This window comes from Aliiroseovarius crassostreae (assembly GCF_001307765.1).
Classification (GTDB): Bacteria; Pseudomonadota; Alphaproteobacteria; order Rhodobacterales; family Rhodobacteraceae; genus Aliiroseovarius; species Aliiroseovarius crassostreae.
On the sequence record NZ_LKBA01000024.1, the window covers coordinates 179,939 to 205,000 of the forward strand.

The 25,062-nt window shown below is 56.5% G+C and carries 20 protein-coding genes, 1 tRNA gene and 2 rRNA genes (1 of these 23 running past the window's edge); 16 read left to right on the forward strand and 7 right to left on the reverse strand.

Translation table 11 applies throughout. The annotated features are described in order from the left end of the window. Nucleotides 1-17 precede the first annotated feature (17 nt). Nucleotides 18-515: a flagellar basal body-associated FliL family protein gene (locus tag AKJ29_RS17675; protein WP_055192846.1), complete on the reverse strand. Its 498-nt coding sequence runs from the start codon at nt 513-515 to the stop codon at nt 18-20. 126 nt (nt 516-641) lie between these two features. On the opposite strand from AKJ29_RS17675, the gene fliF reads away from it, so the two are divergent. Genes fliF through fliP form a run of 4 tightly spaced genes read left to right on the forward strand, consistent with a single transcriptional unit; the run spans nt 642 to nt 3,970 of the window. Further along, complete coding sequence (fliF, locus tag AKJ29_RS17680; protein WP_055192847.1) at nt 642-2,324, forward strand: flagellar basal-body MS-ring/collar protein FliF; 1,683 nt, start codon at nt 642-644, stop codon at nt 2,322-2,324. Then, nucleotides 2,324-2,944: a FliH/SctL family protein gene (locus AKJ29_RS17685; protein WP_055192848.1), complete on the forward strand. Its 621-nt coding sequence runs from the start codon at nt 2,324-2,326 to the stop codon at nt 2,942-2,944. The genes fliF and AKJ29_RS17685 overlap by 1 nt, the downstream gene beginning before the upstream one ends. After that, complete coding sequence (locus AKJ29_RS17690) at nt 2,937-3,218, forward strand: FliM/FliN family flagellar motor switch protein (protein WP_055192849.1); 282 nt, start codon at nt 2,937-2,939, stop codon at nt 3,216-3,218. Before AKJ29_RS17685 ends, AKJ29_RS17690 begins: the two co-directional genes overlap by 8 nt. A 56-nt stretch (nt 3,219-3,274) precedes the next feature. Then, complete coding sequence (gene fliP, locus AKJ29_RS17695) at nt 3,275-3,970, forward strand: flagellar type III secretion system pore protein FliP (RefSeq protein ID WP_055192850.1); 696 nt, start codon at nt 3,275-3,277, stop codon at nt 3,968-3,970. 4 nt (nt 3,971-3,974) lie between these two features. Here the strand turns inward: fliP and AKJ29_RS17700 are convergent, their stop codons facing one another. Continuing rightward, nucleotides 3,975-5,183, reverse strand: coding sequence for a mandelate racemase/muconate lactonizing enzyme family protein (locus tag AKJ29_RS17700; RefSeq protein ID WP_055192851.1), 1,209 nt, complete (start codon nt 5,181-5,183; stop codon nt 3,975-3,977). Between the two features lie 3 nt (nt 5,184-5,186). Further along, nucleotides 5,187-6,812 carry a GMC family oxidoreductase gene (locus AKJ29_RS17705; RefSeq protein ID WP_055192891.1) on the reverse strand — a complete coding sequence of 542 codons (1,626 nt, stop codon included), beginning with the start codon at nt 6,810-6,812 and terminating at the stop codon, nt 5,187-5,189. Between the two features lie 125 nt (nt 6,813-6,937). Between AKJ29_RS17705 and AKJ29_RS17710 the strand changes: the two genes are divergently transcribed. The 10 genes from AKJ29_RS17710 (at nt 6,938) to pdxR (ending at nt 20,707) form a co-directional block, all read left to right on the forward strand. Beyond that, nucleotides 6,938-7,843, forward strand: a complete 906-nt coding sequence (locus tag AKJ29_RS17710; protein WP_055192852.1) for a LysR substrate-binding domain-containing protein — start codon at nt 6,938-6,940, stop codon at nt 7,841-7,843. A gap of 323 nt (nt 7,844-8,166) precedes the next feature. Beyond that, nucleotides 8,167-10,125, forward strand: a complete 1,959-nt coding sequence (gene acs, locus AKJ29_RS17715; protein ID WP_235477736.1) for an acetate--CoA ligase — start codon at nt 8,167-8,169, stop codon at nt 10,123-10,125. Nucleotides 10,126-10,129: 4 nt separating this feature from the next. Then, complete coding sequence (locus AKJ29_RS17720; protein ID WP_139231342.1) at nt 10,130-10,816, forward strand: adenylate kinase; 687 nt, start codon at nt 10,130-10,132, stop codon at nt 10,814-10,816. 61 nt (nt 10,817-10,877) lie between these two features. After that, nucleotides 10,878-11,135 (forward strand): DUF4212 domain-containing protein, encoded by a 258-nt coding sequence (locus AKJ29_RS17725; protein ID WP_055192854.1) that lies wholly within the window; start codon nt 10,878-10,880, stop codon nt 11,133-11,135. A 17-nt stretch (nt 11,136-11,152) separates the two neighbouring features. Next, nucleotides 11,153-12,940 carry a sodium:solute symporter family protein gene (locus tag AKJ29_RS17730; protein WP_055192855.1) on the forward strand — a complete coding sequence of 596 codons (1,788 nt, stop codon included), beginning with the start codon at nt 11,153-11,155 and terminating at the stop codon, nt 12,938-12,940. A gap of 97 nt (nt 12,941-13,037) precedes the next feature. After that, the gene (locus AKJ29_RS17735) at nt 13,038-14,864 is read left to right on the forward strand and encodes a DUF294 nucleotidyltransferase-like domain-containing protein (RefSeq protein ID WP_055192856.1); all 1,827 of its coding nucleotides are present in this window, start codon (nt 13,038-13,040) and stop codon (nt 14,862-14,864) included. Between the two features lie 23 nt (nt 14,865-14,887). Beyond that, entirely contained in the window at nt 14,888-15,412 is a 525-nt protein-coding gene (locus AKJ29_RS17740) for a hypothetical protein (protein WP_055192857.1), read from the forward strand. A 3-nt stretch (nt 15,413-15,415) separates the two neighbouring features. Then, entirely contained in the window at nt 15,416-16,831 is a 1,416-nt protein-coding gene (locus tag AKJ29_RS17745; RefSeq protein WP_055192858.1) for a 3'-5' exonuclease, read from the forward strand. A 137-nt stretch (nt 16,832-16,968) separates the two neighbouring features. Continuing rightward, on the forward strand, nt 16,969-19,029 hold the full coding sequence (locus tag AKJ29_RS17750; protein WP_055192859.1) for a molybdopterin-dependent oxidoreductase: 2,061 nt from the start codon (nt 16,969-16,971) through the stop codon (nt 19,027-19,029). A 208-nt stretch (nt 19,030-19,237) separates the two neighbouring features. Continuing rightward, nucleotides 19,238-20,707, forward strand: a complete 1,470-nt coding sequence (gene pdxR, locus AKJ29_RS17755; RefSeq protein ID WP_055192860.1) for a MocR-like pyridoxine biosynthesis transcription factor PdxR — start codon at nt 19,238-19,240, stop codon at nt 20,705-20,707. A 61-nt stretch (nt 20,708-20,768) separates the two neighbouring features. Here pdxR and AKJ29_RS17760 read toward each other — a convergent pair. Then, nucleotides 20,769-20,845: transfer RNA gene (locus AKJ29_RS17760), tRNA-Met, on the reverse strand. Nucleotides 20,846-20,984: 139 nt separating this feature from the next. On the opposite strand from AKJ29_RS17760, the gene AKJ29_RS17765 reads away from it, so the two are divergent. After that, nucleotides 20,985-21,500 carry an acyloxyacyl hydrolase gene (locus AKJ29_RS17765; RefSeq protein WP_055192861.1) on the forward strand — a complete coding sequence of 172 codons (516 nt, stop codon included), beginning with the start codon at nt 20,985-20,987 and terminating at the stop codon, nt 21,498-21,500. Nucleotides 21,501-21,574: 74 nt separating this feature from the next. On the opposite strand, the gene AKJ29_RS17770 is transcribed toward AKJ29_RS17765, so the two are convergent. Next, nucleotides 21,575-22,447 (reverse strand): glycosyltransferase, encoded by an 873-nt coding sequence (locus AKJ29_RS17770; protein ID WP_175502263.1) that lies wholly within the window; start codon nt 22,445-22,447, stop codon nt 21,575-21,577. Nucleotides 22,448-22,489: 42 nt separating this feature from the next. Between AKJ29_RS17770 and AKJ29_RS20280 the strand changes: the two genes are divergently transcribed. After that, nucleotides 22,490-22,711, forward strand: a complete 222-nt coding sequence (locus AKJ29_RS20280) for a hypothetical protein (protein ID WP_235477739.1) — start codon at nt 22,490-22,492, stop codon at nt 22,709-22,711. Between the two features lie 251 nt (nt 22,712-22,962). On the opposite strand, the gene rrf is transcribed toward AKJ29_RS20280, so the two are convergent. Both rrf and AKJ29_RS17780 read right to left on the reverse strand, forming a co-directional pair. Next, nucleotides 22,963-23,077, reverse strand: a 5S ribosomal RNA gene (gene rrf, locus AKJ29_RS17775). A gap of 118 nt (nt 23,078-23,195) precedes the next feature. Then, a 23S ribosomal RNA gene (locus tag AKJ29_RS17780) occupies nt 23,196-25,062 on the reverse strand (it continues 964 nt past the right edge of the window).

Sequence of the window (25,062 nt, forward strand, 5' to 3'; positions counted from 1 at the left end):
TCTTGTCCCTCCGGAAATCAGTTCAAAACAAACTCGAGAATCAGCAGGTCTCGCACCCGCCCTTCTCCTGTTACAAGTTGGATGCGCCGCAACATCTGGGCGCGTAATTTGACAAGCATGCTGGGGTCTTCCAGGTCAGACATCTCAACCGCCCTGAGATAGGTGTTGAGAACATCCAGCACCCTGGGACGCACTTGAACCACATCTTCGGCATAAGCTGGATCCACCTCGAGGGAGCCACGAAATCTCAGGTGTTTGTTGCTTCCGGATGTTCCAAGGGAAATGACCAGCGGATCCAGTTCGACATAAGATACGCTGGGAAGGTCGAGCACCATCTCCGCCTCTTCGACCATCTCTTCCTCAGTGGAAGGGGCGAGAATCATGCCGGAATAAACGGCAAAAAACCCACCACCTCCCAGCACAAGTGAAAGGATCAGCCCAATAATCAGGCCCTTTTTGGATTTTTTCTTCGGCGCATCTTCTTCGCCTTCTACCGGTTCTTCAGCTTCTGCCATCTCATCACCAGATTTATTTTCTACGAATCGTTATAGACCGGCGGGCACTAACCGATTGTTAAGGCTGGTCGTAGAAAACTGTTGGCATGACGGGGGCAGAAGCCCGCTCGAAGAAGGAGTTACGTCTTGCAACAGATCCAAACTGTCTGGTCTGCACTGGACATGCGTAAAAAAGTGATTGTCGTTCTGGCGACGTTGGCAATGTTTGCTGCCGTGCTTGGCATTTCTCGTATGGCCAGCAAGCCGTCGATGAGTCTTTTATACGCAGGGCTGGAACCGGGGGCTGCTGGTGAAGTGATCAAGGCGTTAGAGGCACAGTCCGCCAGCTTTGAGGTCCGCAACGGCGCAATCTATGTCAATGCCTCTCAACGTGACGGGTTACGAATGACCCTCGCCAGCGAAGGGTTGCCGTCAAATTCTGCCAAAGGATATGAGTTGCTTGATGGGTTGTCCGGCTTTGGGACGACCTCTCAGATGTTTGATGCCGCCTATTGGCGTGCAAAAGAAGGCGAACTGGCACGGACCATCGTCTCCAGCCCCTTTGTCCAAAGCGCGCGGGTTCACATCGCTCAATCTGTCCAACAGGGTTTGCGGAGGCGCGCAAAACCAACCGGGTCGGTGACCCTGAGCGGCACGTCCGGCACAATTTCTTCGGCACAGGCAAAGGCATTCAAATATCTTGTTTCATCTGCGGTGCCGGGCATGTCCCCGGAAGATGTTTCCATCATCGACAGCCGGGGGGGGTTGATCACTGCAGGGGATGACATCGAAACCGCACAATCCTCTCTCGGAAATCGCGCAGAAGAAATAAAGGCCAATATTCAACACCTCCTGGAAGCACGCGTGGGCCTTGGGAATGCGGTGGTTGAACTGAGCCTGGAAACGGCGACAGAACGCGAATCGATACTGGAAAAAACATTCGACCCCAACAGCCGCGTCGCGATTTCCACTGAGACCCAGGAAAATTCCAGTCAGAGTTCTGACAACGGGAATGGCAGCGTGACCGTTGCATCCAACCTTCCAGACGGGGAGGGCAGCGCGGGGGCCTCATCCTCAACCCAGAACAGTGAGACACGGGAGAGGATCAATTATGAGGTGTCAGAAACAACCCGTGAGATCATCCGCACCCCAGGCGCCACCAAACGCATAACCGTGGCCGTTCTGGTCGATGGGTTGCGTAGCGTAAATGAGGCGGGTGAAACAATCTGGCAACCGCGCTCGGAGGAAGAACTGAACAGCCTGCGTGACCTGGTGGCCTCTGCCATTGGCTTTGATCAGTCCCGCGGCGATACGATTACCATTAAAACCATGGAGTTTGAGCAGGTTTCGGAGGCGGGCACTGAGGTGACGTCGTCCTTGATGCAAGGTGTCGAATTTGACCTTATGTCCATCATTCAACTTGCCGTTCTGGCAGTTGTGGCCCTCATTCTCGGGCTGTTTGTGATCAGGCCGATCCTTGCCAATTCAAAGGGTGCGCTGGAGAATACACCCTCAGCGGGCGCCCTGCCCGGCCCCCAGATGGCCGGAGGTCAACAGCCCTCTCCTGCGGCAGAAGCCTCATCGGACATGCTGGCTCCCGCCCCAATTCAGTTCAATACCGATTTTTCGGATATGCCGTCGCTGTCGGGTGAAATTGATGACGGGGAATTTTCGGCGCCACAAATGGCGACAGTTTCGGACATCGGCTTCGACGAAGACCCGCTTGGCGGGTCCGATGATCCGGTTAAACGCCTGCGTAATCTGATCGAAGAGCGGCAAAGTGAAACCCTCGAAATTCTTCGGGGCTGGATGGATGAGGAGACTGTCTGATGCCGCCGATTTTTCCGCTCCAAGATTTCGACACGCCCCTTTCCAGTCCGCAGCCAATCAATCCGACATCCTCACCTGCTGCAACCCCAACAGCAGCAGATCTGGAAAAGGCGCGGCTGGAAGGATATGAAGTGGGCTATCAGGCTGGATGGGATGATGCCATCCGAGCAGGTGACGAAAATAAGTCCCAGATCAGTGCCGAGTTTGCACGCAACTTGCAGGATCTCGGCTTTACCTTTCACGAGGCTCGAAGCCATGTCATGAAATCGCTGGAACCCCTTTTGGCCAACATGGTCGAGAAGGTCCTTCCCAGCCTTGTCTCAGACACAATCGGCCATGCAATCATAGAAGAAATCCTGCCGCTGGCCGCAGATGCGGCAGACTCCCCCATGCAGGTCGTCATTTACCCTGGTGGGCGGGACATGCTCGAAGCATTGCTGTCGCAAAATACCCCGGTCCCAATAGAACTTGTTGAAGAGGAGACACTGGCCGAAGGGCAGGTCTATATCCGCATGGGGGCCACTGAAAAACAGATCGACCTGAGCGGTGCCATACACCGGATCGGGGAGGCAGTTTCGGGTCTGTATCAAATCAACGAAAAGGCAAAACAAAATGGCTGATGACACTCAGAATGCAGCTCAGACGAGCCCCTTCACCCAGGTGCCTATTGAAATCATGATTTCTGTCGGCAAAGCCCGACCAACAGTGCACGAATTGCTGCGACTGAAAACCGACAGCATCCTGCAACTGGACAAAAAGCTGGAAGATCCGGTTGAGCTTTATGTCGGGGACAAGTTGATAGCCCGTGGCGAGTTGGAAGAGGTTGGCGGCGAAGGGTCGGGCCAGCTTGCGGTCCGGTTGACGGAAGTTGCCGATCTCTCAACCGGTCTCTGACGATGATCTCTACTCAAATCAATCACAAAGGATTCGCATGTGCTGTCCTGTTAACCATGATGCTGGTGCTTCCAACATCATTGTCCGCACAGGACATCGCCATCAACCTTGGCGACGATGGATCGCTTGCAACCCGTTCCATCCAACTGATGCTCCTCATCACATTGCTCAGTCTGGTTCCCGGACTGGCAATCATGGTCACCTGTTTCCCGTTCATCGTGACCGTTCTGTCAATTCTGCGTCAGGCCATCGGGTTGCAGCAGTCCCCCCCCAACATGCTGATCATCAGCCTGGCCCTTTTCCTGACTTACTTTGTGATGGAACCGGTGTTCAACGAAGCCTGGCGCCTTGGGGCGGAACCCTACACAAAGGGTGAAATGGCTTTGGAACCCGCATTCAATGCCGCGCTGGAACCCTTTCGCGTTTTCATGGCAAATCGGATCGACCCCGAAACGTTCCAACATCTTGCTTCGCTGCGCCCTGATGAAACGGGAGAGCTGGCGGCCTCATCCCCCTTGTCGATACTTGTGCCGTCCTTCCTTCTGTCCGAAGTGGAACGCGCTTTTCAGATCGGTTTTCTGGTGTTTCTACCGTTCCTCATCATTGACCTGGTTGTCGCGGCCATCTTGATGTCAATGGGGATGATGATGGTGCCGCCGGCCATCGTGTCCCTGCCGTTCAAACTTGCCTTTTTTGTCGTAGCCGATGGTTGGACACTGATTTCCGGGGCGCTGGTCCGAAGTTACTTCTGATACGTCAAACCTGCACGGGGCTTGTCTGCGGCTCCAGATGCAGCGCCTGACCCTCATATGGCATTGCTGCAATCGCCGCATCGTCCAGTTCCACCCCCAACCCCGGAGAGCTGGGCGGAATGACATAGCCGTCCTGCCAAACGATCCCCCCCAAGATCACATCGGTATAGGGCGCGTCAAAACGCCCGATACTTTCCAAAATCAGAAAATTGGGACTACAGGTCGCTATCTGGATATTCGCCGCAGCCACCACGGGGCCACAATACAGGTGAGGTGCAATCTGGGCCTGTCGGGTCTCTGCCATTGCGGCAATTTTCTTTGCTTCAAGGATGCCGCCAACACGCCCCAGGTTCATCTGAAGGATTGACGCAGCCCCTGCTTCCAGCAGTCGAGCAAATTCATGCTTGCTGCAAAGGCGCTCCCCCGCCGCAATCGGAACGGAGATAAAACGCGCCACTTCGGCCATGTCAGCTGGGTTTTCCGGGGGGACAGGCTCTTCGAACCAGAGCGGATCATAGGTTTCCAACCGCCGCGCCAACCGCTTGGCTCCCGACACGGTAAACTGCCCATGGGTTCCAAAGAGCAGGTCTGCGCGCATCCCCACCGCTTCACGGATCCGTCTGCAAAACATCTCACTCCGCTCAAGATCTTCCAGCCGGGGCTGGCGGCCATCATAAATCGTATACGGGCCAGCGGGATCAAACTTAACCGCCGTAAATCCCTGCTCGACCATCTCCAGCGCGGCTTCGGCCGCAAGATCAGGATCGTTATAGACATTGGGCTGGGTCTCATCCGGGTAAACATCCCCTTCCGGTGGGTAAAGATAGGTATAGCTGCGCAACCTGTCATATATCTTCCCGCCGAGGAGTTCATAGACCGGCTTGTCAGCGGCCTTGCCTATGATGTCCCAACAGGCCATCTCCAGCCCACTGAGAACCCCCATAACGGTGATGTCCGGGCGGGCCGAGTAGCCAGCGCCATATGCTGATCGCCACATGTGCTCAATATGATGTGGATCGGACCCATGGAAGTGACGCCCGAACATGTCCCGCGCCATGGCCGCACAGAGGTCAGGACCAAAAGTTGCGTTATAAATCTCACCCACACCGGTCACACCACATCTGGTGGTCAGGCGCAGCAGGATAAAATAGCGCCCCCCATGGCGCGGCGGCGGGTTCCCCACGACAAAGGTTTCAATTTTATCAAGCTGCATGGTTCATTCCTCTCTGCGGCACAGGTCGCGAAAAATCAGCTCAGACGCCCGATATGCCAGCATCATGGTCGGCGCATTGGTGTTGCCCGACGTGATGTTTGGAAAGGCCGAGGCATCAACCACCCGCAAACCGCGCAAACCACGCACCCGCAGGCGATGGTCCAGCACAGACACGCCATCATCCTTACCCATTGCACAGGTTCCACAGGGGTGAAACACCGTGCCGGCCCGTTGCCGGAAGTTCTCCAGCATCTCCTGTTCCGTCATCGTCAGCAGGTCCGGTTCGTGCCTGGTCTTGATGACTGTTTTCATCGCCCGCGTGTGCGCCAGGGTCTTCAGAAGGAGCGAGGCCAGAATGGCGTCAGTCACATCGTGCGGGGTTGAGAGGGAACAGGGCGATATCCGGGGCGGAGATCGGGGGTCGGCAGAGGTGATCTGGATATGTCCGCGGCTGGTCGGACGACAGGGCTGCACCGACAGAATAAACCCCGGATCACGGCCCATCTTCGGCTTGCCGTTCTCAGGGATCGAATAGGTGGCCGGATTACAATAAAGCTGAAATGTGGATGGCCCGGCCCCCGATCTGTCCCGGATATATCCCCCCACCTGATTGACCGGCACGCTCAGCGCACCACCACGCGTCAGGGCATATTGCAGCGCCGCAATGCCCAGCCCCCAAAATGATCCAAGACGGTTGTTGAGCGTCGGTTTGGTCGCGGCAAAATGATGGGTGATCGCCAGATGATCCTGCAACCCGGCCCCCACGCCGGGATGGTCTTTCACAACATCAACACCAACCCTTTGCAAAAGCTCACCGGGTCCGATGCCGGAAAGCTGCAGCAACTGGGGCGAATTGATTGCCCCTGCACTCAGGATCACGCTGGCACGCGCGCGCGCAAACTGGCGCTGGCCTTTCGAGAGAAAATAAACGCCGTTCGCCCGACCTTCCCTTACCGAAATACGTTCAACCATGGCGCCGGAAATGACCCTGACATTCTGCCGTTTTCGGGCGGGTTTGAGAAAGGCATCCACCGCCGACCAGCGCCTGCCTTTCCACACCGAGCTTCGATACCGCCCCACTCCCTCCGTTTCGATCTCATTCATGTCATCAACAACCGGCCAGCCCATTTCCTTTGCCGCCTGCAGGAAATGGTTGCTGAAAGGATGCATGTCCCGGCTGAGGTCGGATACGAAAACCGGCCCCGCCCCGGTCACGAGGAGCTGCCCGTTCTGGTCCCGGGTCACACGGGTTTCCATCAGGTCATAGCTGCGGCGGACCGTGTCCCAGCCCCACCCCACAGCACCAGCCTGTTCCCAATCTGCAAAATCCCGCGGCAGCCCCCGCACATAGGCCATGGCATTGATTGAGCCGGACCCGCCAATCACCCGCCCACGCGGCCAGTAAGCCTGACGCCCGGCAAGGCCCGGATCAGCCGAAGCCACATATCCCCAGTTCAAACGAGGATCAGCAAATGTCCGCGCATATCCCACCGGCAGTTTGATCCAGGGATTGCGCGCCTCTCCGCCCGCTTCCAGAACAAGCACGCTGAGCGCCCCCTCGGCACTGAGGCGCTCCGCCAGAACGCATCCCGCGCTGCCGGCACCGACAATGACAACATCAAATTCCATTCCCCAAAACCATTTGGCTGGCGTCAAGATCATGAGAAGCCAAGCAAAGCCACAATTCAAACAATGGTTTTGACGCCTTTGTCTAAACTATATTTAATGCTTTTATTCCAAACTCAGGCAACAGCATGACCACACTCCCGCATATGATCTGGTTGCGTAGCTTCGAAGCCGCCGCCCGTCTTGGCAGTTTTACCAGTGCCGCGCAGGAGCTGAACCTTACCCCGGCTGCGATCAGCCAACAAATCAGGTTGCTGGAACAACATCTTGGTGCCCCCCTGTTCACCCGCCTGCCCCGCGGTGTTGCCCTGACCGATATTGGTCACGCCTATGCACAACCGATCCGCAAATCCTTTACCGACATGCAGGAGGCAACAAATGGGTTATTTGCCCGGCCTGCCAAACGTCCGCTCCGCATACGGGCCTCAATCAGCTTTGCCACACTGATCCTTGCCCCGCGCCTTGGCGCGTTTCAAAAACACCACCCGGATATCGACCTACAAGTCAGCACAAGCGTCTGGACGCCAGCTGCGGGCAAAGAACCGGTGGATCTGGAAATTCGCTATGGTCACGGGGATTGGGCCGAACGGGACATCCGGCCACTTGGGCATCGGTTCGGGATCCTGGTCTGCACCCCGGACCTGGCGCGCGGCCTCGACCCCGCCGAAGGGTTTGACAAACTGGCTGAACGGGCCATTCACATCATCGGATCAGAAACCGACTGGGGGCAGATGGCGACCCTGCTGGGACGGCCCTACCCACACACCCCACGAATCATGAAAGTTGATAGTTCACTGATGGCCCTTCAGGTTCTGACCACCGGGTCAGGGGCGGTTATTGTCGCCGAAGATTTTGCCCGTGACTTTCTGGACCGGGGGCACGTCATCTGCCCATTGCCCCACCGTCTGCCACTGAGCCGCAGCTTTTATGCCGTTGCGCCAGATCACAACAACACAAACCCTGACGTTCAGGCTTTCTGTGGCTGGTTGCTTCAATCAATCAACCCAGACGAATCCCCAGATAATCTGACCTGAATTTTCGCAATCCCCCCTGTAAATCGCGCAGCCACCCCCGTTTCTTTTGACATTTTCAGAACCCAAAACAAAAAGCTTGCCCCCAGAAGCCCCAACCAGGATCCGGTGCAACACCTGACATTACGTTAAGAACACATCCCTTTTTATTTCACAGTTAAAGGAATTTACAAAATTCACATTTGAAATGGAAATAAATTTACCAAAAAACTGTTGCTACACATCGAGTTACGACAGTATTTTCCGCGATAAGAGGGCTGTATTTGCAAAGTAAATCACTTTGCGCGCAAATACAGAAAGAGAGATTACCGGAGGAGACCATGTCCTTGGACGACGTTACAAAGCAAGTATTTGCACCAAATTCGGATTTCGTTGCTAACGCCCATGTCGATGCAGCCAAATATGACGAGATGTATGCCGCATCAGTCAATGACCCGGACGCCTTCTGGGGCGAGCACGGCAAGCGCATCGACTGGATCAAACCATTTTCGGTTGTAAAGAACACAAGCTACGCGCCGGGCAATGTCTCGATCAAATGGTTTGAGGACGGCACGCTGAACGTCTCGGCCAACTGTATTGATCGCCACCTGGAAACCCGTGGCGACCAGACCGCGATCATCTTTGAGCCGGATGAGCCGACCGAAGAAGCCCAACATATCACCTATCGCGAGCTGCACGGACATGTCAGCCGGATGGCCAATATCCTCAAGGATCTTGGCGTGAGCAAAGGGGACCGGGTGATCCTGTATCTTCCGATGATACCCGAAGCTGCCTATGCGATGCTGGCCTGTGCCCGGATCGGCGCAATCCACTCGATCGTCTTCGCCGGCTTCTCGCCTGACGCGCTGGCCGCCCGGATTGATGGCTGCGAAGCCAAGCTGGTCATTACCGCAGATTTCGCACCGCGCGGCGGCCGCAAGACCCCCCTCAAAGCCAATGCCGACCTTGCCCTGGATCACGCTGAAAATAACCCGCAGATGCTGGTGGTGCGCCGCACCGGTGGCGACGTGACCTGGGTTGATGGCCGTGACCACGATTACAACGCGCTGGTGGAAACCGCATCCGCCGATTGCCCGCCTGCGGAAATGAATGCCGAAGATCCGCTGTTCATCCTCTACACCTCGGGCTCAACCGGCCAGCCGAAAGGCGTTGTGCATTGCTCGGGCGGCTATCTTGTCTGGGCCTCGATGACCCACGAGATCACCTTTGACTACCATGATGGTGACATCTACTGGTGTACCGCTGATGTGGGCTGGGTGACCGGTCACAGCTATATCGTCTATGGCCCGCTGGCCAATGGTGCGACCACCGTGATGTTCGAAGGCACGCCGACCTATCCAGACGCAAGCCGCTTCTGGCAGGTTTGTGAAAAGCACAAGGTCAACCAGTTCTACACCGCACCGACCGCGCTGCGCGCGCTGATGGGTCAAGGCAACGAGTTTGTCGAGAAATGCGACCTGAGCGACCTGAAGGTGCTGGGCACCGTGGGCGAACCGATCAACCCTGAAGCCTGGACCTGGTATCACGAGGTCGTCGGCAAGGGGAACTGCCCGATCGTTGACACCTGGTGGCAGACCGAAACCGGTGGTCACATGATGACCCCGCTGCCGGGCGCACATGCCGCCAAGCCGGGCGCCGCGATGAAACCGTTCTTCGGTGTGCAGCCGGTGGTTCTGGAACCCACATCGGGCGAAGAAATCCACGAATACCCGACCGAGGGCGTTCTGTGCATGAAAGACAGCTGGCCGGGCCAGATGCGCACCGTCTGGGGTGATCATGAACGGTTCGAGAAGACCTATTTCTCGGACTACAAGAACTATTATTTCGCAGGTGATGGCTGCCGCCGTGACGGCGATGGTGACTACTGGATCACCGGTCGTGTGGATGACGTGATCAACGTGTCCGGCCACCGTATGGGCACCGCCGAGGTGGAAAGCGCGCTGGTGGCACATAAGGCCGTGGCCGAGGCTGCCGTGGTTGGCTATCCGCATGACATCAAGGGTCAGGGCATCTATTGCTACGTCACCCTGATGAACGGGGTCGAGCCGACCGAAGAACTGCGTAAGGAACTGCGCACCTGGGTGCGCACCGAGATCGGCCCGATCGCCAGCCCCGACCTGATCCAGTGGGCTCCGGGCCTGCCGAAAACCCGGTCCGGCAAGATCATGCGCCGTATTCTGCGCAAGATTGCCGAGAACGATTACGGCGCGCTGGGTGACACCTCGACCCTTGCCGACCCGACTGTGGTTGACGAGTTGATCGACAACCGCATGAACAAGGATTGATCAGATGGACGGCATGAATACCCAATCCGCCGCTCCTGTCCTGATCCTGCTCGGCCCCCCCGGGGCCGGCAAAGGCACACAAGCACGGATGCTTGAGGAAAAATATGGTCTGGTGCAGCTGTCGACCGGTGATCTTCTGCGGGCCGCTGTGGCTGCGGGCACCGATGCGGGCAAGGCTGCAAAAACCGTTATGGAAGCAGGTGAACTGGTTTCCGACGAGATCGTCATCAATATCCTGCGCGACCGGCTGGGCGAAGCCGATTGCGCCAAAGGTGTGATCCTGGATGGTTTCCCGCGCACAACGGTTCAGGCAGAAGCGCTGGACGCGCTGCTGTCGGAAACCGGGCAGCGTATCAACGCAGCCATCAGCCTTGAAGTGAACGATGACGACATGGTCACGCGCATTTCCGGCCGCTACACCTGCGCAGGGTGCGGCGAAGGCTATCACGACACATTCAAGCAGCCCACCAAAGACGGTGTCTGCGACAAATGCGGCGGCACGGAGATGAAACGCCGGGCCGACGATAATGCCGAAACCGTGGCAAGCCGCCTGACGGCCTACCACGCACAAACGGCACCGCTGGTTGCGTATTATGACGCGGCCAACTGCCTGCAAAAAGTCGATGCCATGGGAGCAATCGACGAAATCGCGGGCACCCTGAGCGAGATTGTCACAACGGCAACACGCTAAGGGAAACGGGCGATATCAGGAGGATATCGCTTTTCTGAACGGAGAAGAGGGAGGAGGCTTCATGTCTGACAACTCATCCAACAACGCGTATTGGAAAGCCAATATTCGCATCATTCAGGTCAGCCTCGTAATCTGGGCGCTGGTCTCTTTCGGGTTCGGCATCCTGCTGCGCCCAATGCTGAGCGGCATTGCCGTCGGCGGAACTGATCTGGGCTTCTGGTTCGCCCAGCAGGGTTCGATCCTTGTGTTCCTGGCACTGATCTTTTTCTACGCCTGGCGCATGAACAAACTCGACGCCGAACACGGCGTGGACGAATAAGAGGGATAGAGGGACACATGGATCAGTTTGTACTCAACTGGATCTTTATCGGTGCAAGCTTTGCGCTTTACATCGGTATTGCAGTATGGGCCCGCGCGGGCTCGACATCTGAATTCTATGCGGCTGGCCAGGGGGTTCACCCCGTCGTCAACGGCATGGCAACCGGCGCTGACTGGATGTCAGCGGCATCATTCATCTCGATGGCGGGTCTGATCGCCTTCACCGGCTATGACAACTCGTCCTTCCTGATGGGTTGGACCGGCGGCTACGTGCTGCTTGCCCTGATGCTGGCGCCTTACCTGCGCAAGTTCGGCAAGTTCACCGTGTCGGAATTCATTGGTGATCGCTTCTATTCGCCCACCGCACGTCTGGTGGCCGTGATCTGTCTGATCGTGGCATCGACCACTTACGTGATCGGCCAGATGACCGGCGTTGGCGTGGCCTTTGGCCGCTTCCTGGAAGTGGACAACACCACCGGCCTTCTGATCGGTGCCGCTGTTGTGTTCGCCTATGCCGTGTTTGGCGGCATGAAGGGTGTGACCTACACTCAGGTGGCGCAATACTGCGTTCTGATCATCGCCTACACCATCCCGGCGATCTTCATCTCGCTGCAGCTGACCGGCAACCCGATCCCGGCCCTGGGCCTGTTCGGCGACCACGCTGCTTCGGGTGAACCGCTTCTGATGAAGCTGGACCAGATCGTGACCGAGCTGGGCTTCAAGGAATATACCGCCCACCATGCTGACACGCTGAACATGGTTCTGTTCACCCTGTCGCTGATGATCGGTACCGCTGGCCTGCCGCACGTGATCATGCGCTTCTTCACCGTTCCCACCGTATCGTCGGCCCGTTGGTCGGCTGGTTGGACCCTGGTGTTCATCGCGCTGCTCTATCTGACCGCTCCGGCTGTTGGGGCCATGGCACGCCTGAACATTTCGGACATGATGTGGCCGAACGGCACCTCGTCTGAGCCTGTTTCGGTTGAGATGATGGAAACCGACGAGCGTTATGCGTGGATGGCAACCTGGCAGAAGACGGGTCTTCTGAACTGGGAAGACAAAAACGGCGACGGCAAAATTGCCTATTTCAACGACAAGAACCCCGAGAAGGTTGCCGCAATGGAAGCCGCTGGCCTGGGTAGCGAAAACGAACTGGTCAAGTTCAACCGCGACATCCTGGTTCTGGCCAACCCGGAAATCGCCAACCTGCCGGGTTGGGTGATTGCTCTGGTGGCTGCCGGTGGTCTGGCTGCTGCTCTGTCGACCGCTGCGGGCCTTCTGCTCGCAATCTCGTCGGCCGTGTCGCATGACCTTATCAAAGGTGCGATCAGCCCGAACATTTCGGAAAAAGGCGAGTTGATGTCGGCGCGTATTGCCATGGCTGTGGCCATCGCGGTTGCAACCTATCTGGGTCTGAACCCTCCGGGCTTCGCTGCTCAAACCGTGGCTCTGGCCTTCGGTCTGGCCGCGGCCTCGATCTTCCCGGCTCTGATGATGGGGATCTTCACCAAGGTGAACAACAAAGGCGCCGTGGCTGGCATGCTGGCCGGTCTGGTTGTGACCCTGATCTACATCTTCCTGCACAAAGGCTGGTTCTTCATCCCGGGCACCGCTTCGTTCTCGGATGCTGACCCGCTCTTGGGCACCATCAAGTCGACCTCGTTTGGTGCTGTTGGTGCGATGATCAACTTCATCGTGGCCTTCCTGGTATCGAAATCGTCGGAAGCCATTCCGGCCGAAATCAACGAACTGGTGGAAAACGTCCGCATCCCGAAAGGGGCAGGCGCTGCAGCTGCAGACCACTAAAAACTACGTCGAAGGCCGCCTCTTGGGGCGGCCTTCTTCCCTTTTGCCCCAAAGGATGTAAACCTTTGCTGGCAACAAGAATTTCAAAGGCTGACCCATGCCGCTTTCTCCTGATCAGATCCACCGTTTCCTGAAATCCGTACACCCCTATGACAGCCTCCCGGCTGAGGCCCTGCAGTCGCTTGTGCCCGCCATGGTGGCGCGCTCCTATGCCAAGGACGAAGTCATCTATGATGTCGGGGACACTCTGAGCGGGATCTACATCATCCATGAAGGCGACGTCGAAGTCCGGGATGAAAATGGTGTGCTGATCAGCCACCTGCACCTGCGAAACTCATTTGGTGAGCGCGGGCTTTTGCGTGATGGACAGGCTGTGACCCGCGCCATGGCGGAAAGCGACAGCACGCTGCTTCTGCTGCCCACGGGAACGTTTTGGGACCTGCACGCTGCCCACACGTCAGTCCGCCGCTTCTTTGACCGCAATCGTGGACAGAAAGATGAGCCGAACAACCTGTCCACCGTCACGGTTGAAAGCCTGATGGCCCCGAACCCGATCACCTGCGCCCCGGATCAAAGCATTCAGGCGGTGGCGCGGAAAATGGGCGAACACAAGATTTCCTCGGTCTGTGTTCTTGATGACCAGACCCTCACCGGCATCGTCACCACCCGCGATATTGCCCATCGCGTGGTCGCCGAGGCCCGTGACATTTCCGGCCCCGTGTCCGATATCATGGCGCAGAACCCGATCACCCTCAGCCCCAACGCCATCGGATCGGATGTTCTGCACCTGATGATGGAAAAACGCGTGGGCCATGTGCCGATTGTCGAAGCGGACAAACTGGTGGGGATCGTCACCCAGACCGACCTGACCCGGTTCCAAACCGTCAGCTCTGCCGAACTGGTGCGCGAGATTGCTGTGGCCCACTCTGCTGAGGACATGAAGCACATCACCGCCCGCATCCCGCGGCTGCTGGTTCAGCTGGTTGGGTCGGGCCTGTCGCATCAGATTGTGACCCGGCTGATCACCGATGTGGCGGACACCGTCACCAGACGTCTGCTGACGCTGGTCGAAGACACGCTGGGCCCTCCTCCTGTGCCGTATCTCTGGCTTGCCTGCGGCAGTCAGGGGCGTCAGGAGCAGACAGGGGTCAGCGATCAGGACAATTGCATGATCCTGCATGACGACGCGACAGAGGCGGACCGCGACGGCTATTTCACCCAACTCGCCCGGTTTGTCTGTGATGGTCTGGACACCTGCGGGTATGTCTATTGTCCGGGCGATATGATGGCGACCAATCCGCGCTGGTGTCAGCCATTGTCCGTGTGGAAAAGCTATTTCACCGGGTGGATCAACAAACCCGACCCGGAGGCACAGATGCTTGCCTCGGTGATGTTCGATCTGCGTGCAATCGGCGGTGATAATACGCTGTTTGATGGTCTTCAGAAAACAACATTGGAGCTGGCCGCCAAGAACTCGATCTTCGTGGCACATATGATTTCGAACAGCCTGAAACACACGCCCCCCCTTGGCCTGTTGCGGGGGTTTGCCACGATCCGCTCGGGAGAGCACAAGAACCAGCTGGATCTGAAACATAATGGTGTTGTGCCGGTTGTCGATCTGGGGCGGATCTATGCGCTTCAGGGAAAGCTGAGCGAAGTGAACACGCGCGCACGGCTGGAGGCGGCCCAGCGCGCAGGGGTGCTGAGCTCCTCTGGCGGCAGTGACCTGCTGGATGCCTATGACCTGATTGCCGACACCCGGCTGGAACATCAGGCCGCACAGATCCGGGCCGGCGATGCCCCTGACAATTTCCTCACCCCATCTGACCTTTCAGATTTCGAGCGCAGCCACCTTCGGGATGCATTTGTGGTGGTGAAATCACTGCAAAGCTCAATCGGGCATGGCCGGGGCACACTTGGATAAAATGCAAGGACGGACAGAAACGCATGTTTTTTGAATCAATCGCCACCGTGTTTGCCGGTCTTGCCATGGCCGGGATTGTGATGGCCGTGAACCATACAATTCGCGGACGACTGCCGAAATGGGTCATGCCCGTTGCCGCGGGGGGGGCGATGCTCGCCGCAACCATCGCAAATGAATATGCCTGGTATGGGCGCACGGTGGACTCGCTGCCGGAGGGGCTGACGGTCATCATGGAGAGCGAAAACCGGGTGGCCTATCGCCCCTGGACCTATGTCGCGCCCTTTGTCGACCGCTTTGTCGTCGTGGACACATTTTCCGAACGCACCCATCCCGACCAGCCCAACCTGCGTGTGGTCGATACCCTGTTTCTTGGCCGATGGTCGGCGCCGAACAAGGTCTCTGTCCTGATTGATTGTGCCGCCAATACCCGTGCACCGCTGAGTGACGCGATCACAATTGGTGATGACGGAAGCATCAGAGGCGTTGACTGGGTTTCGGTCGACATAACGGACCCGCTCCTGTCCAATATCTGCCGCAAAGGAGGCTGATCCATGAAAACGCTTCACCGCCTGTCACTACGTTTCAGGAATTTCCTGTTCTTCGCGTTTCTGGCCCTGGCGGTGATCATGGCAACCTTTGGGGCACTTTATCTGGGCTATCGGCGGGCAGACGAGTTTGGCACCGCCTCGGCCTTTACCTTTGCAGGCGTCGTCGCCCTGTTTTCGCAATTGGCCATCATCACGGGGATATGGTTCCTGTTTGATGAGAACATCGCCCGCCCGATTGAACGTCTGGCCGCCAATCTGCGCGCAAAAGTTCACGCCAAGGCGGGCGGTATCGACAAACATGACGGGCGCTATCTTGGCGATCTGGTCGAAGCCACGGAAAGCGTCACCAGACAGCTCTCGACCTCGACCATGGATCAGGCCAGTGCGGTGGCCCATGAAACGGCCCGCCTGAATGCGGACAAGGCCAGGCTGACCGCGCTTCTGTCAGAAATTCCCGTGGCCATGGTGCTGGTCAACCCCAACCACCAAATTGTTCTGTATGACAGCCAGGCGGCAGGCATCCTCTCCCAGGTTTCCCCGCCCCGCCTGAACGCCTCGATCTTTGAGTATTTCCAGAAAGGTCCCTTTATGGAGGCCTATGAGAAGATGCTAGAAACCGGCAAAGAGCAGGGTTTCTCGGATCGTTCCGCGCATTTCCAGTTTCATTTTGACGTGCGGATCAAACCGCTCGACAGCGGTGATGGATACATGCTGGTGATTGACGACACCCACGCCGATTTCGCGCCAGACGCGGCCCGTCCGGTGGTGTTCGACTTTGAACTCATGCAGTCCGAAGCCACAGGCGATCTGTGGACAGCCAACCTGAACGATCTGACCTTTGTGGTGTTCGATACCGAAACCACCGGGTTGCAGCCACACAAGGATGAGATCGTGCAGATCGGGGCGGTGCGCGTGATGAAGTCCAAAATTGTCCCCGGCGAGCAGATTGACATGCTGGTTGATCCAGAGCGCCCAATTCCGGCAGCGTCAACAAAGGTGCATGGGATCAGCGACGCAATGGTCACCGGGGCGCCCACCGTGATTCCGGCCATAAAAAAGCTCTACAGCTTTGCGTCAGGTGCCGTTCTGGTCGCCCATAACGCCCCGTTTGACATGGCCTTTTTGCACAATCATGAAAAGGAAGCGGGGCTGGACTGGAACCACCCGATCCTCGACACGGTTCTTCTGTCTGCGGTTCTGTTCGGACGCACGGAAGTCCACACGCTGGATGCCTTGTGCGATCGTCTGGATGTGGTCATCCCGCCCGAACTGCGTCACACCGCCTTGGGCGATGCCCATGCCACGGCAGAGGTCCTGTGCAAGATGCTGGCGATGCTGCAATCTCGTGGTGTTGCCACCCTCGCCGAGGCCGTGGCAGAGGCGAAAACGCATTCGCGCCTCCTGAAGGATCTGAACTGATCTCGAATGGTATCTGCCCGGGGCCTTCACGCCACAGGACAGGTGAATTGGTATGGTTGTTTGGTTGGGTTTTGGCGCTTTCTGGGCCACCCTTTCAGCGGTAGCGTCATGGGGTCTTTGTGCCTTCGAGGTTTCCCATGTCCCGACAAACCGATACCCTCTCCCTCCCCAGCGTCTGCCCATTGGACTGCCCGGACACCTGCAGCCTGTCAGCCAGGGTTCAGGGGGGCCAACTGCTTGGGGTCAAAGGATCAAAGGCAAATCCCTATACGGATGGCGTGATCTGCAACAAGGTGGCACGGTATTATCCCGAATTCGTGCATGGAAAAGCGCGCCTGACCCGCCCGTTACGGCGCGTGGGGGCGCGTGGCGAGGGCAGGTTTGAACCGATCAGCTGGGACACGGCGCTTGACCTGATCCATGACGGTTTTACGAAAGCCATCACCCGCCATGGCCCGGAAACCATTCTGCCCTTCAACTATGCCGGCCCCCATGGCGAGCTTGCCGGAGGCTCAATGGACCGGCGGTTCTTTTATCATATGGGCGCCACCTTGCTGAACCGCGGCCCCCTGTGTGGCGGCGTGCGTGGCGGGGCCTATGCCAGCCTGTTTGGCAACGCCCCCGGAATGCCGCCGGAACAAGTGCTGCATTCCGATCTGGTTCTGGTCTGGGGCAACAATGTCACGGTGTCGAACCTGCACCTTGCGCCCGTGTTGAAAAAGATGCGGGCAATTGGCGGCAAACTGGTGGTCATTGACCCCAAGCGGACCAAAATCGCCGAACAAAGTGACCTGCACATCCAGATCCGACCAAATACCGATGTCGTCTTTGCCATGGCCCTGGCCGCCGAATTGGAGCGTCAGGCAGCGCTGGATGTCGATTTCATCGCGCAATGGGTGGAGGGGGGCGACCGCTATCTGGCGCAGGCCCGCACCTATTCGGTCGAGAGGATGGAAGAGATCTGTGGCATTCCTGCCCATGAGTTTCAAACCATCATCGACATGATAAAAGCCGCGCAAAACATGGCTTGCGCGCTTGGCAATGGCATTGAGCGGGGGCGGTCGGGTGGCTCGGGCCTTCGCGCCGCCATGGCCCTGAATGCGCTGACCGGCCATCACGGTCGCCTGGGGGCCGGGGTTGTTGCCAAGTCAGGCCTCGCGACACCCAAAAACCAAAGCCGCCTGCACGGGGACCATCTGCTGAAACCCGGCACACGGGTGCTCAATATCGTTGATCTGGGCGCTGCCCTGCAGGACAGGACGCTCGCCCCGCCAATCACCGCTGCAATGATCTACAATCACAACCCGGTTGCGACACATCCCGATCAGTCCAACCTTATCAAGGGCCTCATGCGCGAAGATCTGTTTCTGGCCGGGTGTGACGTGACCATGACCGACAGCATGGCCCTGTGTGATGTCATCCTTCCTGCCGCCACACATTTCGAACATGACGATCTGTTCGGCGCATATGGGCAAAACTACCTGCAACGGGCGGAGCCGGTCATCCCCCCGGTCGGGGAAGCCCTGCCAAACACCGAGATTTTCAGGCGGCTTGCAGCCCGTTTTGGCTATGATGACCCGGTTTTCAAGGCCAGCGACCAACAGTTGATGGATGAGGCTCTCCTCTCGGAACACCCGCAGCTTCAGGGCACAAAGGGCAGCGCCCTTCCGACCGACCGCGCTCTTGAAATGCGCACAAATGCTGGGGACGACATGATCATGTGCCAGACGGTCACGCCGCAAACCGCCTCTGGCAAGATTGAACTGTTCAGCCGGGATCTTGAGGATCGGTTCGGTTTTGGCGTGCCACGGCATGACCCATGCCAGCAAGATCTTCCATTTGTGTTGATCAGCCCAAGTTCGGACAAGCGCACCAACTCCACCTTTGGTGGGCTGGATGCCTCACGCGGGCCCGAGCAGGTCGAAATGCATCCATCCGACGCCGCACAGCGCGGGTTGCAAGACGGAGAACTGCTGAGCGTATTCAACCATCGGGCAGAGGTCACGCTGACCCTGAAACTGACAGATGCCACGCTTCCCGGAGTGCTTTATTCCCCCAAGGGCACCTGGCGTGCCACGTCGCAAACGGGCCTGACCGTCAACGCCCTGATCCCGGCCGATCAGCGCACCGATATCGAAGATGGGGCCTGCTATCACGAAACCTATGTTGATGTCCGGCGGTCGGAACGTGCCGGGTAAAGCCGCCCCCGGTTCAAACCGAAGGCCCTGCAAGTTTGCGCGAAGTTTGGTTTGATCCTAAAGTGTTTCGACTTTTACCTGAGGCAGGGAAAGGTCGAAGCGCCGCAAGAGATATCAATGTCATGGGCGTTTCGGAAGAAAAACATGTGTGTCAAGTTTATCCCGAAACGCTTTATTATCACGAAGTAGATGATACCAACGGACCAATATGCAAGACACAACCTGGTTAGGGTTCGCATTAGACCGCAGTTCCAAAACACCGGTCTTTGAACAAATCTGCGCAGAAATCCGCAGGCGCGCCATTTCCGGTGCCCTGGTGGAAGGAACCGCCCTTCCGCCGACCCGCGCGTTTGCAACCGAGTTGGGAGTGTCCCGTTCAACCGTTGTGACCGCATATGAACAACTGATCGCTGAGGGGTATATCAGCAGCCGACAGGGGTCTGCCTATCGCGTCTGCGCGTTGGGGGAGGTTGAGCTGAGCCGGGCCACACCCACCGCACCATCCAACCCGCATCATGTTCCGCCGCCCGCTCCGCCGGTCACACAATCCACGCGCACCCCCATGCCATTTGAAGCCGGTCAGCCGGACATGCGCCTGTTTCCACACCGACACTGGGCCAAAGCGGTGGCGCGTGTCTGTCGTGCAAATCCCGAAGCGATGCTGCTGGGCGGGGATCGCTTTGGCAATCACGACTTGCGCACGGCCATCGCAGCACATGTTTCGGAATGGCGGGGCATCGAAGCCTCTCCTGACCAGATTTTCATAACCGCCGGCTCAACCGACGCGCTGGAAATCTGCCTGCGCACCCTGACCTCACGAGGGGACAAGATCGGGCTGGAAAGTCCGGGCTACCCGCCCCTGCGCCATTTTGCTTATGAACACGGGCTCTCCATACAGAACCTTCCGCTGGATGATCAGGGCGCTCAACTGCCTGACCTTGATCCCCCTGCCCGCCTGGCCGTTTTGACCCCCTCCCATCAATATCCCCTTGGAGGGGCCATGTCGCCACAACGTCGGCTTGCCTTTCTGTCCTGGGCCAAAGCCGCCGATTCCTGGATTATCGAAGACGATTATGACAGTGAATTCCGCTATGCAGGGCGACCAATACCAGCAATGGCCGGGTTCGATTGCCTGAACCGCACGATCTATATCGGCAGTTTTTCAAAGATCTTCTCAAACACTTTGCGCCTTGGCTACGTCATCTCTCCGAACGAGCTGCTTCCGAAATTTCGCGAAACCCTAAGGCGGTTTGGACACCACGCCAGCTATATGCCCCAACAGGCGCTTGCAGATTTCATGACAACGGGAGAGTTCTATCGGCACTTGCGACGTGTTCGGCGCACATATGGCGAACGTCGGCAGTTCCTTCTGGAGCGCCTGCGCCGGGACTTCTCGGGCTTTGGGTCATTTTCAGATCATCATGCCGGGATGCAGATTGTTTTGCACCTGAGGCCCGAACTCAAGGACCGCGTTATTGCAAAATGCGCTGAGGAAAAGGGGGTTAAGGTTCAGGCATTGTCCGCATATGTGGCTGAACAGTGCGACCTCAATGGCCTGATCCTGGGGTTCTGCGGCTGCTGTGAACAGGAAATGGCCCCGGCATTGGAATATTTGCTGTCCTGCCTTGCGGAAAGCATGCCGCCTGAACACATCACACCAGCAGCTCTCCGCCCCTGACCCCCAAAACAAAAAAGGCCGCTCAAAGAGCGACCTTCTTATGTCTGACCTGTGTCAGTTTTGGTTGCGGGAGTAGGATTTGAACCTACGACCTTCAGGTTATGAGCCTGACGAGCTACCGGGCTGCTCCATCCCGCGACAGTGAGGCTGATATACGCCCACACGTCCGGAACCACAAGGGGGTATGGCAAAAAACTGTCATATTTCTTTCACAGCCAGCAGAAGGGTGACAAATCAGGACATTTGCCCTAACTCTCTGTTTTGAAAGGACGCTCTCATGGATGGTACTTTAGCGGTTGTGTTTCTACTGACGGGGTTGATTGATATGGCAGTCAATTACTGTGACCGGGGTTGCATGAGCGCTGTTTGGAGCGGCGTGCGCCACACTGTGTCTGCTGGCCAATTGGTATTTGAGGCGGATGTGATCGGGCAGGAAGCCTATTATCGACTGGATGCACCTGTCTCTTTCGGTCCCTTCCGACCCGCAGTTGGCCTGTCAGTAGATACCCATGGGGATCTCTGGATCGGCGCCGGGGCGGTCAATGAGTTTACAACCGCAGAAGGCCACGCCTATGCCGAGCTTAGCTTCATGCCCGGCCGTTGGATCCGGGGTGAAACCGGTCCTATCCTCGGTTACCCGTTGGAATTCCGATCCGGCCTGGAGGCCGGTATCTATCGGGAAAACGGTGACCGTGTTGGTGTGTCCCTCGATCACCGCTCAAACGGTGGCCTGGGCCGCCCGAACCCTGGGCTTGAGACCGTTCTGATGCGGTATTCCCGGCAGTTGCAATAAGGATGAAGTTCATCGGCTGGAAAGAATCGCTCTGAACCTGAGACCTCGGGAATGCCTTGTCTGACCAGACCTACTCAACACTCCGATCCAGTTGCATTGTCAGTTACTTCGTCAAAAATTTCCTTCCACCGCGCTTTAAATGCAGCCGGACTGAAATTTTCGAATTGCTTCAGGCTATTTATCGAAAAGGTCTCATATTGCCCTTGAACCTTCTCAATTAGCCCAGCCACAACCTCTGGATCAAAGGTCTCCCCCACAAATCCATTATATCCATCTTTTATGAGTACCCTTGCGTTTGCAAAAGAGTTTTTGCCGATCACAACTGGCACCGCTTGGCTCAACGCTTCAACTACAGAGATGGGGAATCCCTCAAAATCGCTGGTCATTAGGAAAATATCTATTTTCCGGAGCGCCGACTTAACATCGCGTGTCGCCCCAAGGAAGCTCACATTGCGACGTTTGTCTGCTTCCGCCGTCAGCCAATCCTGGTCAACACCCATGCCGTAAATAATGAAATCGCACTGCGGCATCACGTCTGCAACTTGCAAAAACAAGTCTAGCCGCTTGCTGTGATTATCAACCCGACAAATAGTTCCAATTGTCGGTCTTCCGGTCAATTTTCGGGGTTGTTCGGCAGCATCAATTTCAACGGTGTTACCGAAAGCTCCAATCGTGGTTATCGGAATACCATATAGGGCTGAGGTCGTTTCTATATAATCTTCCGATAGGCATAAATACTTAGCGCAAAGCCGAGCCTTTGTTATGCGCTCGCCTCTATTTTTTCCAAAATAATTCTTGTGGCTGTCCACATGGCTTGGTGCACTATGCGCAACGAAGATAACTTGATTATTACGGAAAAAATCTATGCCGAACTTATCAAAATCACAGGGAGCATTAAATATTACGATCGCGCCCCTAAGCTGTTTCAAGCGGTCAACATGCGTCACCCTATCTTTCCGCCACAGGTTGCGCGGAGAAATTCTTTTGAGATGGCTTTTAATTATATACTTGGTCGGGAAATCAAACTCCCGCTGCTTTGCTTCTCTGAAGGCGTAACACTGGACTTCCGGAAATTCTCGCCTCAAAATCCTAGAGAAGGTCTCTGTCCCTCCGATCCCCTTGGGATCAATGCCAAAATTTTATATTTTCCTTTTGCTCATCACCTTGATCCATCCCTGAACGCCATTCCCTTCGGCATGCCGTCTAACTGATATGTGTGATAGGGAATAATCGTTTAACGATTGACCTCAAAGAGTCTAAGGAAATGGGTCGCGCTCCCCCCGAGCCACTTATCTTTTTCTCTTGAAAGGTATTCAGTTTGCCCGCTTTCGTTAGTGAGTATGGGCTGCCAGCTTCACTGAATTGAGTATAAGCTTTTCCCAACATAAAACGCCCTTCGCTTTTGGGCGAAGGGCGTTTTTGTTTTTTGAGATCGTTATGAGAGAATTTGGATTTTTACTAGGTTTGGCGGTGACCTACTCTCCCACGTCTTAAGACGCAGTACCATTGGCGCGACAGTGCTTAACGGCCGGGTTCGGGATGGGACCGGGTGTTTCACTTGTGCTATGACCACCAAACCGAGTAAAAATCCAATTTTTGTCCAAGTCAGTACACTGGTGTGTATGCTTTTGATTTATCAGTATGAGCTCTACCGCTTTGCTACTTGAGCGCGGTTAGGTTTGCTTTCTACTGGATCAAATCAAGCCTATCGGACCATTAGTACCGGTCAACTGAGCATGTTACCATGCTTACATCTCCGGCCTATCGACGTGGTAGTCTTCCACGGTCCTCAGGGATACCTTGTTTTGAGGGGGGCTTCCCGCTTAGATGCCTTCAGCGGTTATCCTTTCCGATCATAGCTACCCAGCACTGCCGTTGGCACGACAACTGGTCCACCAGTGGATCGTTCACCCCGGTCCTCTCGTACTAGGGGCAACTCCTCTCAAGTATCCTACACCCACGGCAGATAGGGACCGAACTGTCTCACGACGTTCTAAACCCAGCTCACGTACCTCTTTAAATGGCGAACAGCCATACCCTTGGGACCTGCTCCAGCCCCAGGATGAGATGAGCCGACATCGAGGTGCCAAACACTGCCGTCGATATGGACTCTTGGGCAGTATCAGCCTGTTATCCCCGGCGTACCTTTTATCCGTTGAGCGATGGCCCTTCCACTCGGGACCACCGGATCACTATGGCCGTCTTTCGACTCTGCTCGACTTGTCAGTCTCGCAGTCAGGCTGGCTTCTGCCATTGCACTCAACGAGCGATTTCCGACCGCTCTGAGCCAACCTTCGCGCGCCTCCGTTACGCTTTAGGAGGCGACCGCCCCAGTCAAACTACCCACCACGCAGGGTCCCGGATCCGGATAACGGACCGCGGTTAGACATCAAGCAGAACAAGGGTGGTATCTCAAAGGAGGCTCCACAGGAACTGGCGTCCCTGCTTCGAAGCCCACCACCTATTCTGCACATGTTGTGCCTGATGCCAGTGCGAAGCTGTAGTAAAGGTGCACGGGGTCTTTCCGTCTAACCGCGGGAAGCCTGCATCTTGACAGGCAATTCAATTTCGCTGAGTCGATGTTGGAGACAGCGGGGAAGTCGTTACGCCATTCGTGCAGGTCGGAACTTACCCGACAAGGAATTTCGCTACCTTAGGACCGTTATAGTTACGGCCGCCGTTTACCGGGGCTTCAATTCGGTGCTTGCACACCTCCTTTTAACCTTCCGGCACCGGGCAGGCGTCAGACCCTATACGTCGTCTTGCGACTTCGCAGAGCCCTGTGTTTTTAGTAAACAGTCGCCACCCCCTGGTTTGTGCCCCCAGTCAATACTTGCGTAGAAACTGGGCCTCCTTCTCGCGAACTTACGGAGGTATTTTGCCGAGTTCCTTCAACATCGTTCTCTCAAGCGCCTTGGTATACTCTACCTATCCACCTGTGTCGGTTTAGGGTACGGTCTCATGAAGGGCTATTTCCAGGAACCTCTAAGCTGCCCATTCAATCCAATAAGGATGAACAACCTTCGAGATCCGTCACTTCCTTCTGGCCCAGGAATATTAACCTGGTTCCCATCGGCTACGCCTTTCGGCCTCGCCTTAGGGGCCGGCTTACCCTGCTCAGATTAGCTTTAAGCAGGAACCCTTGGATTTTCGGCGAGGGGGTCTCTCACCCCCTTTGTCGCTACTCATGTCATCATTCTCGCTAGTGATCTCTCCACCGGATCCCTCACAGGCCGGCTTCACTGAAAGCTCCGATCCTCCAATGACCCCGAAGGATCTAAGGAGGAATGGAACTATGTCACACTACGCTCTGCTACCGCGTGCATAAATGCACACCCTAAGCTTCGGCTCATGGCTTGAGCCCCGGTACATCTTCGCCGCAAGACAACTTATTTAGACCAGTGAGCTGTTACGCTATCTTTAAAGGATGGCTGCTTCTAAGCCAACCTCCTGGTTGTTTTGGTCGTCTCACCTGCTTTCCCACTTAGCCATGAATTAGGGGCCTTAGCTGTAGGTCAGGGTTGTTTCCCTCTCCACAACGGACGTTAGCATCCGCTGTGTG

Bases quoted from the DNA above. Each gene is read 5' to 3' on its own strand.
- AKJ29_RS17675 (WP_055192846.1), bottom strand. From the start codon at position 515: ATGGCAGAAGCTGAAGAACCGGTAGAAGGCGAAGAAGATGCGCCGAAG.
- AKJ29_RS17685 (WP_055192848.1), top strand. From the start codon at position 2,324: ATGCCGCCGATTTTTCCGCTCCAAGATTTCGACACGCCCCTTTCCAGT.
- AKJ29_RS17690 (WP_055192849.1), top strand. From the start codon at position 2,937: ATGGCTGATGACACTCAGAATGCAGCTCAGACGAGCCCCTTCACCCAG.
- fliP (WP_055192850.1), top strand. From the start codon at position 3,275: ATGATGCTGGTGCTTCCAACATCATTGTCCGCACAGGACATCGCCATC.
- AKJ29_RS17700 (WP_055192851.1), bottom strand. From the start codon at position 5,183: ATGCAGCTTGATAAAATTGAAACCTTTGTCGTGGGGAACCCGCCGCCG.
- AKJ29_RS17705 (WP_055192891.1), bottom strand. From the start codon at position 6,812: ATGGAATTTGATGTTGTCATTGTCGGTGCCGGCAGCGCGGGATGCGTT.
- AKJ29_RS17710 (WP_055192852.1), top strand. From the start codon at position 6,938: ATGACCACACTCCCGCATATGATCTGGTTGCGTAGCTTCGAAGCCGCC.
- AKJ29_RS17720 (WP_139231342.1), top strand. From the start codon at position 10,130: ATGGACGGCATGAATACCCAATCCGCCGCTCCTGTCCTGATCCTGCTC.
- AKJ29_RS17725 (WP_055192854.1), top strand. From the start codon at position 10,878: ATGTCTGACAACTCATCCAACAACGCGTATTGGAAAGCCAATATTCGC.
- AKJ29_RS17730 (WP_055192855.1), top strand. From the start codon at position 11,153: ATGGATCAGTTTGTACTCAACTGGATCTTTATCGGTGCAAGCTTTGCG.
- AKJ29_RS17735 (WP_055192856.1), top strand. From the start codon at position 13,038: ATGCCGCTTTCTCCTGATCAGATCCACCGTTTCCTGAAATCCGTACAC.
- AKJ29_RS17740 (WP_055192857.1), top strand. From the start codon at position 14,888: ATGTTTTTTGAATCAATCGCCACCGTGTTTGCCGGTCTTGCCATGGCC.
- AKJ29_RS17745 (WP_055192858.1), top strand. From the start codon at position 15,416: ATGAAAACGCTTCACCGCCTGTCACTACGTTTCAGGAATTTCCTGTTC.
- AKJ29_RS17750 (WP_055192859.1), top strand. From the start codon at position 16,969: ATGTCCCGACAAACCGATACCCTCTCCCTCCCCAGCGTCTGCCCATTG.
- pdxR (WP_055192860.1), top strand. From the start codon at position 19,238: ATGCAAGACACAACCTGGTTAGGGTTCGCATTAGACCGCAGTTCCAAA.
- AKJ29_RS17765 (WP_055192861.1), top strand. From the start codon at position 20,985: ATGGATGGTACTTTAGCGGTTGTGTTTCTACTGACGGGGTTGATTGAT.
- AKJ29_RS20280 (WP_235477739.1), top strand. From the start codon at position 22,490: ATGGCTTTTAATTATATACTTGGTCGGGAAATCAAACTCCCGCTGCTT.